Origin of the sequence: Dactylosporangium sp. CA-139114 (assembly GCF_050955725.1) — a bacterium.
In the GTDB taxonomy this organism is placed as follows: Bacteria; Actinomycetota; Actinomycetes; order Mycobacteriales; family Micromonosporaceae; genus Dactylosporangium.
The window spans coordinates 2,815,006-2,831,077 of record NZ_CP192080.1 but is presented as its reverse complement, the minus strand read 5'-3'; the positions used below and the strand labels follow the sequence as shown (position 1 = coordinate 2,831,077).

The window sequence follows — 16,072 nt, the reverse complement described above, 5'->3', positions numbered from 1 at the left end:
ATCAGCACTCGATCACGGTGACGGCAAGGCCTCCCCGGGCGGTCTCCTTGTACTTCACCGACATGTCCCGCCCGGTCTCGCGCATGGTGCGCACGACCTTGTCGAGGGTGACGTGGTGCGCGCCGTCGCCGTTGAGCGCGAGCCGGGCCGCGTTGACCGCCTTGACGCTCGCGATCGCGTTGCGCTCGATGCACGGGATCTGCACCAGCCCGCCGACCGGGTCGCAGGTCAGGCCGAGGTTGTGCTCGAGGCCGATCTCGGCGGCGTTCTCGACCTGGCCGGGCGTGCCCCCGAGGGCCTCGCAGAGCCCGGCGGCGGCCATCGCGCAGGCGGAGCCGACCTCGCCCTGGCACCCGACCTCGGCCCCGGAGATGGATGCGTTGCCCTTGATGATGATCCCGACGGCCGCGGCGGCGAGCAGGAACCGGACCACGCCGTCGTCGTCCGCGCCCGGCACGAACTTCGTGTAGTAGTGCAGCACCGCCGGGATGATGCCGGCCGCGCCGTTCGTCGGGGCGGTGACGACCCGGCCGCCGGACGCGTTCTCCTCGTTGACCGCCAGAGCGTAGAGGTTCAGCCAGTCCATGACGTGCAGCGGGTCCGACATGTCGGACTTCTCGCTCAGGTCGGCGAACAGCCGCGGCGCCCGCCGGCGCACCTTCAGCCCGCCCGGCAGCACCCCCTCGGGCCGGGTGCAGCCGTTGTGCACGCACTCCCGCATGACCGACCAGATGTGCAGCAGCTCGGCCCGGATCTCCGGCTCCGAGCGCCAGGCCAGCTCGTTGGCCAGCATCACGTCGGAGATCGAGCGGCCCTCGCAGTGCGCGAGCAGCTCGGCGCCGGTGGTGAACGGGAACTTGACCGGCACCTCGGCCTCGGCGACCGCGCCGTCCGGGCCGACCACGAAGCCGCCGCCGACGGAGAAGTAGGTGCGGGTGAGCAGCTCCTCGCCGGCCTCGGTCCAGGCCGTGAAGCGCATGCCGTTCGGGTGCTCGGGAAGGCTGCGGCGGCGGTGCAGCACCAGGTCGGCGTCGGCGCTGAAGGGGATGTCGTGCTCGCCCAGCAGCGCGATCCGCCCGTCGAGCGCCACCTCGGTCCCGGTGTCCACGGTCGCCGGGTCCTCGCCCCGCAGGCCCAGCACGACCGCCCGGGCCGAGCCGTGGCCGTGCCCGGTCGCGCCGAGGGAGCCGAAGAGCTCCGCCTTGACGCGGCCGGTGCGCGGCAGGTGCCCGGCCTCGGCCAGGCCGGTGACGAAGCGGCGGGCGGCGCGCATCGGCCCGACCGTGTGCGAGGAGGACGGGCCGATGCCGATGGAGTAGAGGTCGAACGCGCTGAGCGTCACGGAGGCTCCCTGGTCGAGGACTCGGGTGGGCCTCCCCGCTCTGTCATCGAATGCCTGAGAGCTTCACCGGCACGGCCGCCCGTAGGGTGGCCGGCGGTTTGCACCGTGGGCGCGGGACGCGGCGTCCCGGCTTTCCAGAGTCGCCTTCCCGCGGCGGTACGTGGGCCTGAGAGATTCCGGGGAGGAGTTGCTCCTTCGGCGTCCCGATTCCCTGGGACTCTCCCGTCGCGGGTCGAGCAGCGCGGTATGCGGTTGTCGGGCCGACCGTACTACGGGGCCCAGGGCGCGGCAACGGCCCACGTGATGTCGGCAACCAGGCTGCCGGCGCTGTCCTGGGCCGCGGTGCCGCCGGGCGTGGCCAGCCACAGCTCCGCGTTGATGTGGCGCAGGTAGGAGCCCGGGAAGTTCCAGGACGCCAGCCGCACCCCGCCGGGGGCCGTCTTCGCGCACCAGGTCGCGTCCGCGCGGGTCAGGGCCGTGCCGTCGTCGGCACTGATCTTCACCCGGCCGTTCTGGTGGCGCAGGTAGTAGCCCGGGTAGTTGCTCGCCTGGAGGGAGTAGCACCCGCCCGCGAGGCCGGGCACCACGCGCCAGGTGGCGTCCTGCCGCAGGAGCTGGTCACTGCCCGACGACACCGTCTCGGTGTAGCCGAGGCCGTTCATGTGCCGGGCGTACCGCGTGGTGCAGCACGCCGTCGTGGCCCGCAGCGAGATGGAGGAGCCGGCCGGCAGCGTGGTCGCGGCCCCGTCGTCGCCGGCCGAGCCGGGCACCGCGGCCAGGGCCGAGGCCCAGCGCGCGGCCATCCTGTCGTAGCCCGCCCGGGTCGGGTGCACCCCGTCGGCGAGGTCGCCGGGGCCGAGCGCGGCGTGCATGTCGACGAAGTGGACCTTGGCGCCCTTGCCGGCCACGATGCCGGGGATGGTGGCGTTGAACGCGTTCGCGGCCGCCTCCCGCCCGGCGTCGGCCAGCGGGATGATCGAGGCGACGAAGACGTCGGCGCCGGGCGCGGCCGTGCGCACGTGGTCGATGAGCGCGGACAGGCGCGCGGGCGCGTTGCCGAGGTCGTAGTTCTGCACCACGTCGTTGGTGCCCAGGTGGATGAGCACGCTGCGGGGCGCGGTGGACTGTGTTCATTTCATTGTTGTAAATATTTTGATTTGTTGGGCTGGTACAGTCGGCCTTGGAACTCCGCGTTCCGCGCCCCCGGGACACGTCGCAGAACGGGCGCGGGACCCCGCAGCAGTCGCGGGGAGGAGGTGGCGACAGCACTGCTCGCTGCCGTTCTTGCTTCTGGGAGTACCACATGGAAATCGGTCTCGGCCTGCCCGTCAGCGACCCCGCGCGCCTGCCCGAGTGGGCCCGCCGCGCCGAGGCGGCCGGCTTCGCCACCGTCGCCCTGCTGGACCGCCTCGCCTACGACAACCCCGAGCCGCTCGTCGCGCTGGCCACCCTCGCCGGCGCCACCACCCGCATCCGGCTGCAGACCGAGGTGCTGCTCGCCCCGCTGCGCGCCACCGCGCTGCTGGCCAAGCAGGCCGCGACCCTGGACCGCATGTCGGGCGGGCGGCTCCGGCTCGGCGTCGGCATCGGCGGCCGCGACGACGACCACGCCGCCGCGGGCGTTCCCCTCGACCGCCGCGGCGCGATCATGGACCGGACGCTGACGGACCTCGCGGCCATCTGGTCCGGATCCGCATACCCGCTCGCGCCGATCGGCCCCTCCCCCGTCACCCCGGGCGGCCCGCCACTGCTCGTCGGCGGGTTCGCGCCGCCCGCGCTGGCCCGGGTCGCCCGCCACGGAGCCGGGTTCCTGTGTGCCGCCCCGCTGGGGTGGGCCGGCGGTCTCGTGCGCACCGTGCACGAGCAGTGGGCGGCGGCCGGCCGGCCCGGTCGCCCGCGGCTGGTCTGCCAGGTCAACGCCGCGGCCGGCTCGCCGGAGTCGGTCGCCCGGGCCCGGTCGGCGATCGCGGCGTACTACGCGTTCACCGGCCGCGAGGGCTGGGGCGAGCCGATCGCCGACGCGAACGAGCTCGCCGACACCGTGGCCGCGTACCGCGACTTCGGCGCCGACGAGCTGGTCCTCTACTGCTGGGGCGACGACCCCGACCAGATCGAGCTCCTGGCTTCTTTGCTTTAGCGCTGCACCCGCGCGCCGGCCCCGGCAACCAGGGCCTCGACCTCCTTGAGGCTGGCCATCGAGGTGTCGCCGGGCGTGGTCATGGCGAGGGCGCCGTGGGCCGCGCCGTATTCGACGGCCGTCTTCAGGTCGCCGAAGGTCATCAGCCCGTAGATGAGGCCCGAGGCGAAGCTGTCGCCCCCGCCGACCCGGTCCAGGATCTCCAGGGCCGGGCGGTGGGTGGCCTCGGCGAACTCCCCGCCGGACGCCGTTTTCCACCAAGCGATCGCGCCCCAGTCGTTCACCGTGGCGGTGTGCACCCCGCGCAGGGTGGTCGCGACGACCTGGAAGTTCGGGTAGGCCGCGACCGCCGCCGCGATCATCGTGCGGAAGTTCGCCGAGTCCAGCGCCCCCGCGTGGATGTCGGTGCCGGGCACCTCGAGGCCGAGGCAGGCGGTGAAGTCCTCCTCGTTGCCGATCATCACGTCGACGAGGCCGGCCAGCCGCCGGTTCACCTCGCGGGCCCGCTCCTGGCCGCCGATCGCCTTCCACAGGCTCGGCCGGTAGTTGAGGTCGTAGGAGATCACCGTGCCGTGCCGGCGGGCGGCGGTCAGGCAGGCCTCGATCGTGTCCGGGGTGGTCTCGGACAGGGCCGCGTAGATGCCGCCCGTGTGCAGCCAGCGCACGCCCAGCTCGCCGAAGAGGTGCTCCCAGTCCACGTCGCCGGCGCGCAGCTGGGCGGCCGCGGTGTGCCCGCGGTCGGAGACGCCGACGGCGCCGCGCACCCCGAACCCGCGCTCGGTGAAGTTGAGGCCGTTGCGGACCGTCCGGCCGATCCCGTCGTACGGCATCCAGCGCACGAACGTCGTGTCCACGCCGCCCTGCAGGATCAGGTCCTCGAGGAGCCGGCCCACGTCGTTGTCGGCGAACGCGGAGACGAGCCCGGTGCGCAGCCCGAAGCAGCGGCGCAGTCCGCGGGCCACGTTGTACTCACCGCCGCCCTCCCACGCGCGGAACTGCCGGGCGGTGCGGATGCGGCCCTCGCCCGGATCGAGGCGGAGCATGACCTCGCCGAGGGAGACGAGGTCGTAGCGGCACTCGGCGGCCGGTCGAACGGTGATCATCGGGCCTGCTCCAATGCGTCTCGGGTGCGGCTGGTGACGGCGGCCCAGTCGCGGGCGGCCAGCAGCTCGGGCGCGACCATCCAGGTCCCGCCCACGGCCAGCACCGACGTGACCGCGAGGTAGTCGGCGAGGTTGGCGGTGTTGACGCCACCGGTGGGGACGAACCGGACGGTGCGGAAGGGGGCCGACAGGGCCTTCACCATCGGCACGCCACCCAGCTGCTCGGCGGGGAAGAACTTCACGGTGTCCAGGCCGGCGTCCAGGGCCTGCATGATCTCGGACGGCGAGGCGACGCCGGGGAACACCGGCACGCCGTGCTCCTGGCAGCGCGCCACCACGGACGCGCTGAAGCCGGGGCTGACGACGAACCGCGCGCCCGCCGCCACGGCCCGGTCGACCTGCGCGGCGTTGATCACGGTGCCCGCGCCCACGAGCATGCCGGGGCGCTCGGCCATGGCCCGGATGGCGTCGGCCGCGGCGGCGGTCCGGAACGTCACCTCGGCGCAGCCCAGGCCGCCGGCGACGAGCGCGTCGGCCAGGCCGGCGGCGTCGGCGGCGTCCTCGAGCACGACGACGGGCACGATCCTCCCGGCCGCGATGGTTTCGACAACGGGGTGTTGTTCAGTATGCTGAACGTTGGTCACACATGTGACCATAGTGCATCGGAGGCCGTGTGACCACTCCCGTCAAGTCCGCCGACCGAACCCTCGACATCCTGGAGGCCCTGGCGACCGGCGGCCCGTCGACGCTGTCGGAGCTCACGCGAGCCCTCGACATCCCGAAGAGCAGCCTGCACGGCATCCTGCGCACGATGGCGGCCCGCGGCTGGATCGAGACGACGCAGACCCGGTTCCGGCTCGGGCTGCGGGCCCTGCAGGTCGGCGCGGCCTATCTCGACGCCGACGACACCGTGGGCCTGCTCGCCGGCATCCTCGACGATCTCGCCGCCCGCTTCGGGGAGACGACCCACCTGGGGCGCCTGGACGGCGCGGACATCACCTACGTGGCGAAGCGGGAGTCGACGCACCCCCTGCGCCTCTACTCGGCGATCGGCCGCCGCCTGCCGGCCCACGCCACGGCGCTGGGCAAGGCGCTGCTGGCCGCGCGCACCCCGGAGGAGGTCGACGCCCTGTTGCCCGACCCGCTGCCGGCCCTGACCCCGCACACGGTCACGGACCGGGCCGCGCTGCGGGCCGAGCTGGCGTCGATCCGGGCGCTCGGCTATGCGGTTGACCGCGAGGAGAACACCGAGGGCATCGTGTGCGTGGCCCGCGTGGTGCCGACGCGCGACCCGGCGACGGACGCGATCAGCCTGTCGATCCCGCGGACCCGCCTATCTTCGTCCACAGTGGACGAGGTCGCCACCGCCCTGGCCGAGGCCGTGGACAAGGCGTCCAGCGCGCGGCGCTTTCTCTAGCCGGCCGGCTTGCTCTAGCCGGCCAGCAGGGCCGAGACCTGGGGCGAATACGTCGAGTGCAGCACCAGCGCCGCGCCGCCGATCACGGCCGCGTCGTCGCCCAGCGGGGACAGGGCCACGTCCACGGTGCGGATGCGCCGGGCGATGGCCCGCTCCCCCAGCGCCCGCACCACCGCGGTGCGGAACTGCGACTCGACGTGCCGGATGCCGTGCCCGCCGACGATGATGAGCTCGACATCGACGATGTTCACCACGTTCACCGCCACCGCGGCGAGGCGCTCGGCGGCCCGGTCGATCACTCCCCCGGCGAGCGCGTCCCCCGCGGCGGCGGCCCGGCAGAGGGCCCCGTGGTCCACAGTGGACGGCGATCGCCGGAAGGGCTTCGTGAGAGCGCTCTCACCGCCGGCCGCGAGCAGCCGATGGGCGTCGGCGACGAGTGCCGCCGGATTGATGAGGCTCTCGAGGCAGCCGCGGTTGCCGCAATAGCAGTCGGGACCACTCTCCGTGACCGACGTGTGCCCGAACTCGGCCGCGTTCATGGAACCGCCCCGGTGGACCTGGTGGCCGAGCACGAGCCCGCCGCCGACGCCGGTGCCGAGGAAGAAGTACGCGAAGTTCGCGACCCCCCGCCCGGCCCCCGCCCAGCGCTCCCCGATCGCCGCGGCGGTCGCGTCGTTGTCCAGCGTGACCGGCAGCCCGGTGGCGTCGGCGACCATCTGCTTGAGCGGCACCCGGGTCCAGTCCGACAGCTGCGGCGGCGAGATGACCTCGCCGAGCGACTGGTCGATCGGGCCCGGGGCGGCCAGCCCGACGCCGAGCACGCGCTCGCGCTCGACCCCGGCCTCGCGCAGCACCTCGCCCACGAGCTCGGCCATCGCCGCCGTGACCTTGACCGGATCCATGTCGGCGGGGGTCGGGCGGCGGGCGGTGACCAGCGGCCGGCCCAGCAGGTCGACCACGACACAGGCCAGCTCGACCGGGTCGAAGTGCAGCCCAACGGCCCGTCCGGCGTCGGCGTTGATGCGCAGCACGGTGCGCGGCTTGCCGCCGCTGGACGAGCGCGCGCCGTCCTCGCGCACGATCCCCTCGTCGATCAGCCGGCGCACGATGCCGGAGACCGTCTGCGGCGTCAGGCCGGTGTGCTCCGCGATCTCCACGCGACTCGTCCCGTCGGCCAGCTGGATCTGATCCAGCACGACCGCCCGGTTGTACTGACCGACCTTGGGGAGATTTGTCCCGACTTGCCGCACCCGGCCTCCCGCCTACGTACCGTTACCTACATGATGCCCCGCGCCGTTGACTTAGTAAAGCAATTGGATTTAGAGTCCGACACGCGCGGCTAACGCCCTGGACACGTGAGAGCGCTTCCCCGGCCGCCGCGATGGCGGCCACGGCACTAGATCATTGCCGGATTGTTACCAAGAAACGACCGGCGGGACTGGGCAGGATCGCCACACTGGAATAAGTTGGTCGTCACAACAAACCTGGCCTTGCGGCAGTGGTTCCAGTAGCCCCTCGGAGGCAACATGATGTCGGTGACAAGGGGGCTCGAGGCATGAGCACCGCACCGGTTCTGCTCGAGATGCGGTCCATCACCAAAGAGTTCCCGGGCGTCAAGGCGCTCAGCGACGTCAACCTGGTGGTCCGTCAAGGCGAGATCCACGCGATCTGCGGCGAGAACGGCGCCGGGAAGTCGACGCTGATGAAGGTGCTCAGCGGCGTCTACCCCTATGGTTCGTACGACGGCCAGATCTTCTACCAGGGCTCGGAGAGCCGCTTCAGCAACATCCGGTCGAGCGAGAAGGCCGGCATCGTGATCATCCACCAGGAGCTTGCCCTGGTGCCCCACATGTCGATCACGGAGAACCTGTTCCTGGGCAACGAGCCCCGGCGCAACGGGGCCTACGACTGGAAAGCCGCCAACCGCAAGGCGCACGAGCTGCTGACCCAGGTGGGCCTGCGCGACGACCCCGACACCCTCATCAAGGACATCGGCGTCGGCAAGCAGCAGCTGGTGGAGATCGCGAAGGCGTTCGCCAAGGACGTCAAGCTGCTCATCCTCGACGAGCCGACCGCCGCGCTCAACGAGAACGACTCCAAGCACCTGCTCGACCTGCTGCGCGGGTTCAAGGCGCAGGGCATCACCTCGATCATGATCTCGCACAAGCTCAACGAGATCGAGGAGATCGCCGACTCCATCACGATCCTGCGCGACGGCAAGACGGTGGAGACCCTCGAGGTCGGCGCCGAGGGCGTCAACGAGGACCGGATCGTGCGCGGCATGGTCGGCCGCGACCTGGAGAGCCGCTACCCCGATCACACCCCGAAGATCGGCGAGGTCTTCTTCGAGGTCCGCAACTGGACGGTCCGCCACCCGATCGCGGCCGACCGGCTGGTCTGCAAGAACTCGAGCTTCAACGTCCGCCGGGGCGAGATCGTGGGCTTCGCCGGCCTCATGGGCGCCGGGCGCACCGAGCTGGCGATGAGCCTCTTCGGCCGCTCCTACGGCGTCTACCAGTCCGGGCAGATCTTCAAGGACGGCCAGGAGGTCCAGCTCAGGTCGGTGGCCGAGGCGATCAGCCACGGCCTGGCGTATGTCAGCGAGGACCGCAAGTCCATCGGGCTCAACCTGCTCGACGACATCAAGACCTCGATGGTCGCCGCCAAGCTGTCGAAGATCATCCGCCACGGCGTCATCGACGAAGTGGCCGAGCACAAGGCGGCCGAGGAGTACCGCAAGGCCCTGCGGGTCAAGGCCCCCACGGTCGACGAGGGGGTCGGCAAGCTCTCCGGCGGCAACCAGCAGAAGGTCGTCCTGGCCAAGTGGATGTTCACCGACCCCGACCTGCTGATCCTCGACGAGCCGACGCGCGGCATCGACGTGGGCGCCAAATACGAGATCTACGGCATCATCCAGCGGCTCGCCGACCAGGGCAAAGGCGTCATCGTCATCTCCTCGGAGCTGCCGGAGCTGCTCGGTCTGTGCGACCGCATCTACACGGTGTTCGAAGGCACCATCACCGGTGAGGTCCCCCGCAGTGAGGCCAACCCGGAACTCCTCATGAAGCAGATGACCTCTACGAAGAAGATGCCGACGCGATGAGCCGACTCAAGGACCTCCAGAAGAACCTGTTCGGGGGCACGACCTCGAACGCCCGCCAGTTCACGATGATCTTCACGCTGGTGGCGATCATCCTGCTGTTCCAGTGGTGGACCGACGGGCTGACCCTCAACTCCGGCAACCTGATCTCGCTGACCCAGCAGTACGCGTACATCTCCGTGCTGTCCATCGGCATGCTCATGGTGATCGTCGCCGGCCACATCGACCTCTCGGTCGGCTCGGTCGCCGCGTTCGTCGGCATCATCGTGGCCAAGACGATGCGCGACCACAACCTGCCGTGGTGGGCCGGCATCCTGCTCGGCCTCGCGGTCGGCGCCGTGATCGGTGCGTGGCAGGGCTTCTGGGTCGCCTACATCGGCGTCCCGGCCTTCATCGTCACGCTCGCCGGCATGCTGATATTCCGCGGCGGCAACCAGTTCATCGGCAACGCGGAGACCATTCCGGTGTCGAAGGCCTTCACCAAGATCGGTGCTGGGTACCTTCCGGAGTGGGGCCCCAACACGGGGTACAACAACAGCACCCTGATTTTGGGTCTGGTCGCCTGCCTGGCCGTGATCTGGCGCGAGTTCCAGTCGCGCAAGACCCGCCGCCAGATGGAGGCCGAGCAGAGCCCGATGTGGGTCTCGATCCTGCGCATGGCCATCATGGTCGCGGTCATCCTGTTCGCCACCCTGCGCTTCGCCGGCGGCCGCGTCGGCACCAGCTTCCCGATCTCGGGCTGCATCCTGGCCGCGCTGGTCATCGCGTACTCGTTCTACACCCGCAACACCGCGGGCGGCCGGCACATCTACGCCGTCGGCGGCAACGCCCGCGCCGCGGAGCTCTCCGGCGTCAAGCTGCGCCGCGTCAACTTCTTCGTCATCATGAACATGGGGATCCTCGCCGCGCTGGCCGGCATGATCTTCGTGGCCCGCTCCGGCGCCTCCGGCCCCCAGGACGGCCTGAGCTGGGAGCTCGACGCGATCGCCGCCGTGTTCATCGGTGGCGCCGCGGTCGCCGGCGGCATCGGCACCGTGAGCGGCTCCATCGTCGGCGGTCTGGTCATGGCCGTGCTCAAGAACGGCCTGCAGCTGCTCGGCATCGGCACCGACCGCGAGCAGATCATCCGCGGCCTGTTCCTGCTGCTGGCCGTCGCACTGGATGTCTACAACAAGAGCCAGGGGCGGTTCTCGATCATCGGATCGATCATGCGCCCCTTCCGTCGGCAGGAGAGCACCGATCCCGCCGCGCCCAACCAAGCCGGCCAGGAGTCAATCAGGACTCCGGTCGGCGGCTGACCCACCCGCCGCACACCCGCGGCAGACGCCCCTATCCCCAGTAACATCCCGAAAGAAAGGGCTTTCAAAGCCATGCGCAAGTTCCTCACCAGGAGCCTCGCGGTCAGCGCTGTCGCGCTGGTTGCGCTGAGCACCGCCGCGTGCGGCAACAGCGACCGCACCGACTCGGGCACCGGCGCCTCCGGCGCGGCGGCCAAGGGTTTCGCCAAGGACGCGCTGATCGGCGTCGCCCTGCCGTCGAAGACCTCGGAGAACTGGGTGCTCGCGGGTGACCTGTTCACCAACGGCCTCAAGGACGCCGGCTTCAAGTCCGACGTGCAGTACGCCGGTGCGTCGACCACGGTCGCCGACCAGCAGTCGCAGATCTCGTCCATGGTCACCAAGGGCGCGAAGGTCATCGTCATCGGCGCCACCGACGCCGCGCAGCTGGGCACCCAGGTCAAGCAGGCCAAGGACTCCGGCGCGATCGTCATCGCCTACGACCGGCTCATCACCGGCACCGCGGACGTCGACTACTACATCGCGTTCGACAACTTCAAGGTCGGCCAGCTGCAGGGCCAGGCCCTGCTGGACGGCATGAAGGCCAAGAAGCCGACCGGCCCGTGGACCATCGAGCTGTTCTCCGGCTCGCCGGACGACAACAACGCCGGTGTCTTCTTCAACGGCGCCATGGACGTGCTCAAGCCGCTCATCGACAAGGGCGACCTGATCGTCGGCTCCGGCCAGAAGGACGTCAAGCAGACCGCCATCCAGGGCTGGAAGGCCGAGGGTGCGCAGTCGCGCATGGACACCATCATGACCTCGACCTACGCCAAGGGCGACAAGACGCTGGACGGCGTGCTCTCCCCGAACGACACCCTGGCCCGCGCGATCATCACCTCGGTGAAGGCCGCCGGCAAGCCGGTCCCGGTCGTCACCGGCCAGGACTCCGAGGTTGAGTCGGTCAAGAGCATCATGGCCGGCGAGCAGTACTCCACGATCAACAAGGACACCCGCAAGCTGGTGGCCGAGACCATCAACATGGTCAAGGCGCTCCAGGGCGGCGGCGAGCCGACCATCAACGACACCAAGTCCTACAACAACGGTGTCAAGGTCGTCCCGGCCTACCTGCTCCCGCCGGTCATCGTGACCAAGGCGAACGCGGCCGAGGCCTACGCCAACGACCCGAAGCTGTCCCCGCTCACCAAGTAAGGCACACCGGCAACAGCGTCGTGGGTCCCCGGAGCGCTTTTCCGGGGACCCACGCGCGTTCCAGCCAAGACACAGCCCTCGCCGGCCCGGACCGATCGGCCGGCGGCGGCGCCGGGAGGCGTGAAGCGTGTCCTCCTCGACCAGCCCGCAGGAGTCGGTGCGCCGGCAGAACCTGGGGGCCCTGCTGCGCTACATCCACGTCCGCGGCGCCACGTCGCGGGCCGAGCTCACGAGCCGGCTCGGCCTGAACCGCAGCACCATCGGCGCGCTCACCGCCGATCTGGCCACCGCCGGTCTGGTCGACGAGGGTGTACCGCACGAGACCGGTCGCGCCGGCCGCCCCTCGATCGTGGTGCGTCCGCGGTCGTCGCGCGTGTACGGGTACGCGCTGAGCCTGGAGCTCGACCGTCTGCGGGCCGCCCGCGTCGGGCTCGGTGGAAAGGTCCTCGACGGCCGCACCGCCGATCGCCCGCCCGGCCCGGACCCTGCCCCGACCATCGCCGCGCTGGCCGGCCTCGTCGCCGACATGCAGCGCTCCGCCCCGGCCGACGCCGTGCTCGTCGGCTCCGGCCTCGCCGTGTCCGCCTCGGTGCGCCACCACCTCGGCTGGGCGGATGAAACGATCGAATCCGAGCTCGCACACGGCATGGCCGACGCCGTGCGGCCCCGGTCCGGCCCCCCGGCCGGCCCGTTCCTCGGCGGCATCGCCGACCTCGCCGCCCTGGCCGAGCACACCCGCGGCGCCGCGACGGGCGCCGACAACGTCATCTACCTGCACGGCGACGCTGGCATCAGCGCGGGCATCATCGCCGGCGGCCGGCGCATCACCGGCTACGGCGGCCACGGCGGCGAGGTCGGCCACATGGTCGTGAACCCGTCCGGCCGGCTGTGCGGCTGCGGCTCGCGCGGCTGCTGGGAGACGGAGATCGGCGAGCGCGCCCTGCTGCACCTCGCGGGCCGCACGGTCGCGACCCCGGGCGCGGCGGTGGCGGCCGCGATGCTCGCCGCCCGGTCCGGCGACCCGGACGCGAGCGCGGCCGTGGCCCACGCGGCCGACTGGCTCGGCTTCGGCGTGGCCAACCTGGTGAACATCTTCAACCCGACGGTGGTCGTCTTCGGCGGCACGCTGCGGGAGTTGTACCTGGCCGGCGCCGACCGCGTGCGCGAGCGCCTCTTCACGATGGCCCTGCCGGCCTGCCGCGCCCACGTGGCCCTGCACACCCCCCAGCTCGGCGACGACGCTCCCCTGGTGGGCGCGGCGGAGCTCGCGTTCGAGTCCCTGCTGTCGGACCCCCTCTACGCGGGCCGCCCCTGAGGGGCACGTTCGGCCCGGGCACCCCGCGCTCCTGCGTGCGCTCCCGCTCAACCTTTCGCGGCGCCCCCGCGTGCATGCTGTGACGGCGTCCGACGGGAGGCGGCAGGCGTGCCGGGTGATGGCTTCGAGCAGTTCGTGCGGGTCCGGTACACGGAGTTGCTGCACACCGCGTACCTGCTCACGGGCTCGCCGCCCGCGGCCGAGGACCTGTCCGAGGCCGAGACCGCCGAGGCGCTCGGCTGCTCGGTCGGGACGGTGAAGAGCCAGGCGTCGCGCGGGCTGGCGCGGCTGCGGGTGCTGCTGGAGTCGGGCGACGCGCAGAGGAGCGAGCGATGAGCACCCTGGAGGAGCGGCTCCGCGAGGAGATGGCGCGCTCGGTCGCCGGCGTCCGCCCGGCCCCCGACCCCTTCGGCCGCCTCCTGCGCCGCCGCCGTCGCGGCCTGCGGCGCTGGGCCGGGGCGGGCATCGGGGCCGTGGTCGTCGCCACCCTGCTCGGCACCCAGGCGCTCACGGCGAGCGGCCCGAGCCCGGCGCCCGCACCGGCCCCGTCGTACTTCACGCCGGCCGTCGGGCTGGACCGGTGGAGCCGGCAGGTGATCGACGCCCCGACCCGCGGGAACCTGGCGGGCGAGCGGGGCCTGGTCGAGGCGCTGCGCACGGCGCTGGACGGTGCCCGGGCGCGCTGGGCCGTCGACCCGGCCCTGGACCGCGTCAAGGTGCTGTTCCTCGCCCTCGACGACGATGGCGAGCGCAGCTTCGGCGCGGCCTACTACAACGACGAGCGGGCCATGTACGTCGGCGCGTGGGCCCCGGCCGAGGGGCCCATCGCGGACCTGGTCTCGGCCCGCTACGGGGGGAGGGCGGGCGATGTGAGCCCGTTCATGTGGGTCGGCCGACACGACCGACTGTCGGGGGTGATCGCCCCGCCCGGCTGCGAGGTGCAGTACTCCACCACGACGACCGTGCACGCCGACGGCACCCTCGTGCACTCGTGGACCCGCGGCGGCGGCGAGTGGACGGCGAATCCGAGTTCCAACCTGGTGTGGCAGGTGACCTGCGACGGCGTGGTGCGCGTGCACGTCTCGCAGTACGTGACCCCGCCTCCCCCGAGGCCGAGCCTCCCCCCGGCGGAGCGCGGCAGCGCCGACCCGAAGACGGCCGAGCAGACGGTGTCGTGGTGCGGGAGCGTGCCCGGCCTCGAGGTGCGCTCAACGCGGGTGTTATGGGGTGGGACGCCAGCCGGCGAGGGCAGGCCGAGCGTCGTCGCGCTCGGGGTGCTCGACGGCGGCGCGGTCGAGGTGTGCGCGGCGACCGGCACCGGCGACGCGATCGAGATCGGCGCGGTGTCCGGCGAGCCGCCGTCCGCGAGGCTCGGCCGCAACGGCCTGGCCCGGCTGACGAAGGCCTTCGCGGCGTCGGACCGGCTCGTGGTGGTACGGCTGCCGCACGAGCAACGGCTGCAGCTCGGCGACCGGCTCCTGGTGATCGCCCCGCCCGATGCGACCCGGCTACGGGTCACCGGCGCCCGCGACCCCCTCGTCACGCTCACCGGCGGCGTCGGCGTCATCGACGCTCCGCTGCCCGCGACGCTGACCGTCGACGCGCTGGACGCGTCCGGCGCCACGGTGGCCGCGACCCGGTTCGCCGAGCCACGGGGCTTCGAGCGGTTCTCCCAAGGGGAGCAGTACGTCTGGAACTGGGACTGACGGTGCCGTCAGCTCACGTAGTCCTCCAGCAGCGCGGGCGTGAGGCCGGCGGTGGCGATGGCGTTGAGCACGGCCAGGAAGTCGTCGACGAAGGCGGGCCGGAAGTGCATGAGCACGATGTCGCCCGCCTTGACCTTCTGGCCGGCCTGGTAGCGCACGATGCCCTTGTCCGTCGTCTCCCGCCAGTAGAACGCGGCCTTCATCCCGCAGTCGTGCACGACGCGCAGGGTGGTCGCGTCCTTGTCGCCGTACGGTGGCCGGAACAGCAGCGGCCGTCGCCCGTAGAGCCGGGCCAGCTCGTCGGCGGAGCCGCAGATCTCGTGCTTCTGCGCCTCGTAGGACTTGCCCTTGAGGTCGGGGTGGGAGATCGTGTGCGCCTCGATGACCGCGCCGGCCTGCTGGAGGCGGGTGAAGTAGCCGGGGTCGGACTTGATCGCGTTGATCTCCAGGAACAGCGTGACCGGCACGTGCGCGGCCTCCAGCAGCGCGAGCGCGTGCGGGTCCTTGGTCCAGCCGTCGTCCATCGTGATGAAGGCGACGGGCTGGTCGGTCGGGATCGCGCTGTACCAGCCCGCGGACGGCCCGGCCGGGACCGTGACCGGCCTGGGCGCGGGCGCCGGGCCGAAGTGCGGGATCCGGGCCAGCTGCGCCGAGCTGAGCCCGGATCCACCGGGCACCTCCGGCCGCGAGGCCGTCACCGAAGGACCGGGCCGCCCCTGGGCGGGTTCGCCGCCATGGGCTGCACACCCGGACGCGAGCAGTGACACGGCGACGAGGGCCAGGAGACGTGACCGCACCACCCAAGTCTCGGGTTCGGCGCCCGGGCCGGCCTCGGTGCCGTCCCGCACCCCGGTTGCGGGTTTCCCGCAGTGGTTAATCTTCTATATGTCTATGTATCATTGCTCAGCCCTCAACCAGCCGCGCCACAGTGTGGTGGCGGGGTGTGCCGTGCCCGCACGCCGAGAGGACATCGTGGCAATGACCGAAGTACCCGCGCAAACGCTGCCGTGCGCCCATCGCCGGGCCCTGCTCGCCGGCCTCGGCGGCCTGAGCGCCGCCGCCCTGCTGGCCGCCTGCGGCGACGGCGACGCCACCGCGAAGGCGCCGGCCGCGACATCACCGGCCCCGGCCCAGTCGTCCGCCCCCGCGAAGACCACCGTCGCGGACACCGCCCAGGTGCCCGTCGGCGGCGGCATCGTCGCCAACGGCGTGCTGATCACGCAGCCGGTGAGTGGAACTTTCAAGGTGTTCGACGCCGCCTGCCCCCACAAGGGAATCCTGGTGACCGCGCCGCAGAACGGCATCGCGGTCTGCCCCGCGCACCAGTCGAAGTTCAGCATCGCCGACGGCTCGAAGATCGACGGCCCGACCCCGACGGGTCTGAAGCTGCTCAAGAGCGAGGTCGACGGGACCTCGATCGTGCGGCTGCCCGACTGACCGGGCGATGGCGGCGGCCCGCGCCC

The 16,072-nt window shown here is 71.8% G+C and carries 14 protein-coding genes, 1 pseudogene and 2 riboswitches; of the genes and pseudogenes, 9 read left to right on the top strand and 6 right to left on the bottom strand.

Annotation, left to right across the window (positions count from 1 at the left end):
- Position 1: 1 nt before the first annotated feature.
- Positions 2 to 1,342 (bottom strand): L-serine ammonia-lyase, encoded by a 1,341-nt coding sequence (locus tag ACQP2P_RS12820; protein WP_433615816.1) that lies wholly within the window; start codon positions 1,340 to 1,342, stop codon positions 2 to 4.
- A 38-nt stretch (positions 1,343 to 1,380) separates the two neighbouring features.
- Positions 1,381 to 1,482, bottom strand: a riboswitch (glycine riboswitch).
- A gap of 4 nt (positions 1,483 to 1,486) precedes the next feature.
- Positions 1,487 to 1,577, bottom strand: a riboswitch (glycine riboswitch).
- Positions 1,578 to 1,611: 34 nt separating this feature from the next.
- Positions 1,612 to 2,448, bottom strand: coding sequence for an AbfB domain-containing protein (locus ACQP2P_RS12815; protein ID WP_433615815.1), 837 nt, complete (start codon positions 2,446 to 2,448; stop codon positions 1,612 to 1,614).
- A gap of 197 nt (positions 2,449 to 2,645) precedes the next feature.
- Here ACQP2P_RS12815 and ACQP2P_RS12810 point away from each other — a divergent pair, with 197 nt between their 5' ends.
- Positions 2,646 to 3,479 (top strand): LLM class flavin-dependent oxidoreductase, encoded by an 834-nt coding sequence (locus tag ACQP2P_RS12810; protein ID WP_433615813.1) that lies wholly within the window; start codon positions 2,646 to 2,648, stop codon positions 3,477 to 3,479.
- On the opposite strand, the gene ACQP2P_RS12805 is transcribed toward ACQP2P_RS12810, so the two are convergent.
- Together ACQP2P_RS12805 and eda are read right to left on the bottom strand one after the other, a co-directional pair.
- Positions 3,476 to 4,582, bottom strand: coding sequence for a sugar kinase (locus ACQP2P_RS12805; protein WP_433615811.1), 1,107 nt, complete (start codon positions 4,580 to 4,582; stop codon positions 3,476 to 3,478). The two genes, ACQP2P_RS12810 and ACQP2P_RS12805, sit on opposite strands and share 4 nt — an antisense overlap.
- Positions 4,579 to 5,226, bottom strand: coding sequence for a bifunctional 4-hydroxy-2-oxoglutarate aldolase/2-dehydro-3-deoxy-phosphogluconate aldolase (gene eda, locus ACQP2P_RS12800; RefSeq protein ID WP_433615809.1), 648 nt, complete (start codon positions 5,224 to 5,226; stop codon positions 4,579 to 4,581). Before eda ends, ACQP2P_RS12805 begins: the two co-directional genes overlap by 4 nt.
- A gap of 29 nt (positions 5,227 to 5,255) precedes the next feature.
- On the opposite strand from eda, the gene ACQP2P_RS12795 reads away from it, so the two are divergent.
- Positions 5,256 to 5,999, top strand: a complete 744-nt coding sequence (locus ACQP2P_RS12795) for an IclR family transcriptional regulator (RefSeq protein WP_433615808.1) — start codon at positions 5,256 to 5,258, stop codon at positions 5,997 to 5,999.
- 14 nt (positions 6,000 to 6,013) lie between these two features.
- On the opposite strand, the gene ACQP2P_RS12790 is transcribed toward ACQP2P_RS12795, so the two are convergent.
- A complete protein-coding gene (locus tag ACQP2P_RS12790; RefSeq protein WP_433615806.1) occupies positions 6,014 to 7,249 on the bottom strand; it encodes an ROK family transcriptional regulator in 1,236 nt (411 codons plus the stop codon).
- Between the two features lie 305 nt (positions 7,250 to 7,554).
- Here ACQP2P_RS12790 and mmsA point away from each other — a divergent pair, with 305 nt between their 5' ends.
- The 6 genes and pseudogenes from mmsA (at position 7,555) to ACQP2P_RS12760 (ending at position 14,609) form a co-directional block, all read left to right on the top strand.
- On the top strand, positions 7,555 to 9,102 hold the full coding sequence (gene mmsA, locus ACQP2P_RS12785; RefSeq protein ID WP_433615804.1) for a multiple monosaccharide ABC transporter ATP-binding protein: 1,548 nt from the start codon (positions 7,555 to 7,557) through the stop codon (positions 9,100 to 9,102).
- Positions 9,099 to 10,397 (top strand): multiple monosaccharide ABC transporter permease, encoded by a 1,299-nt coding sequence (mmsB, locus tag ACQP2P_RS12780; protein WP_433615803.1) that lies wholly within the window; start codon positions 9,099 to 9,101, stop codon positions 10,395 to 10,397. Before mmsA ends, mmsB begins: the two co-directional genes overlap by 4 nt.
- A gap of 72 nt (positions 10,398 to 10,469) precedes the next feature.
- The gene (locus ACQP2P_RS12775; protein WP_433615802.1) at positions 10,470 to 11,588 is read left to right on the top strand and encodes a substrate-binding domain-containing protein; all 1,119 of its coding nucleotides are present in this window, start codon (positions 10,470 to 10,472) and stop codon (positions 11,586 to 11,588) included.
- Between the two features lie 127 nt (positions 11,589 to 11,715).
- The gene (locus ACQP2P_RS12770; RefSeq protein ID WP_433615800.1) at positions 11,716 to 12,903 is read left to right on the top strand and encodes an ROK family protein; all 1,188 of its coding nucleotides are present in this window, start codon (positions 11,716 to 11,718) and stop codon (positions 12,901 to 12,903) included.
- 201 nt (positions 12,904 to 13,104) lie between these two features.
- A pseudogene (locus tag ACQP2P_RS12765) lies at positions 13,105 to 13,239 on the top strand (sigma factor-like helix-turn-helix DNA-binding protein); the annotation flags it as partial.
- Complete coding sequence (locus tag ACQP2P_RS12760) at positions 13,236 to 14,609, top strand: hypothetical protein (protein ID WP_433615798.1); 1,374 nt, start codon at positions 13,236 to 13,238, stop codon at positions 14,607 to 14,609. The pseudogene ACQP2P_RS12765 and the gene ACQP2P_RS12760, both read left to right, overlap by 4 nt.
- An 8-nt stretch (positions 14,610 to 14,617) precedes the next feature.
- Here ACQP2P_RS12760 and ACQP2P_RS12755 read toward each other — a convergent pair whose 3' ends face one another.
- Positions 14,618 to 15,406, bottom strand: a complete 789-nt coding sequence (locus ACQP2P_RS12755; RefSeq protein WP_433615797.1) for a polysaccharide deacetylase family protein — start codon at positions 15,404 to 15,406, stop codon at positions 14,618 to 14,620.
- A gap of 181 nt (positions 15,407 to 15,587) precedes the next feature.
- On the opposite strand from ACQP2P_RS12755, the gene ACQP2P_RS12750 reads away from it, so the two are divergent.
- Positions 15,588 to 16,046, top strand: coding sequence for a Rieske (2Fe-2S) protein (locus ACQP2P_RS12750; RefSeq protein ID WP_433615795.1), 459 nt, complete (start codon positions 15,588 to 15,590; stop codon positions 16,044 to 16,046).
- The last annotated feature ends 26 nt before the right edge of the window (positions 16,047 to 16,072 follow it).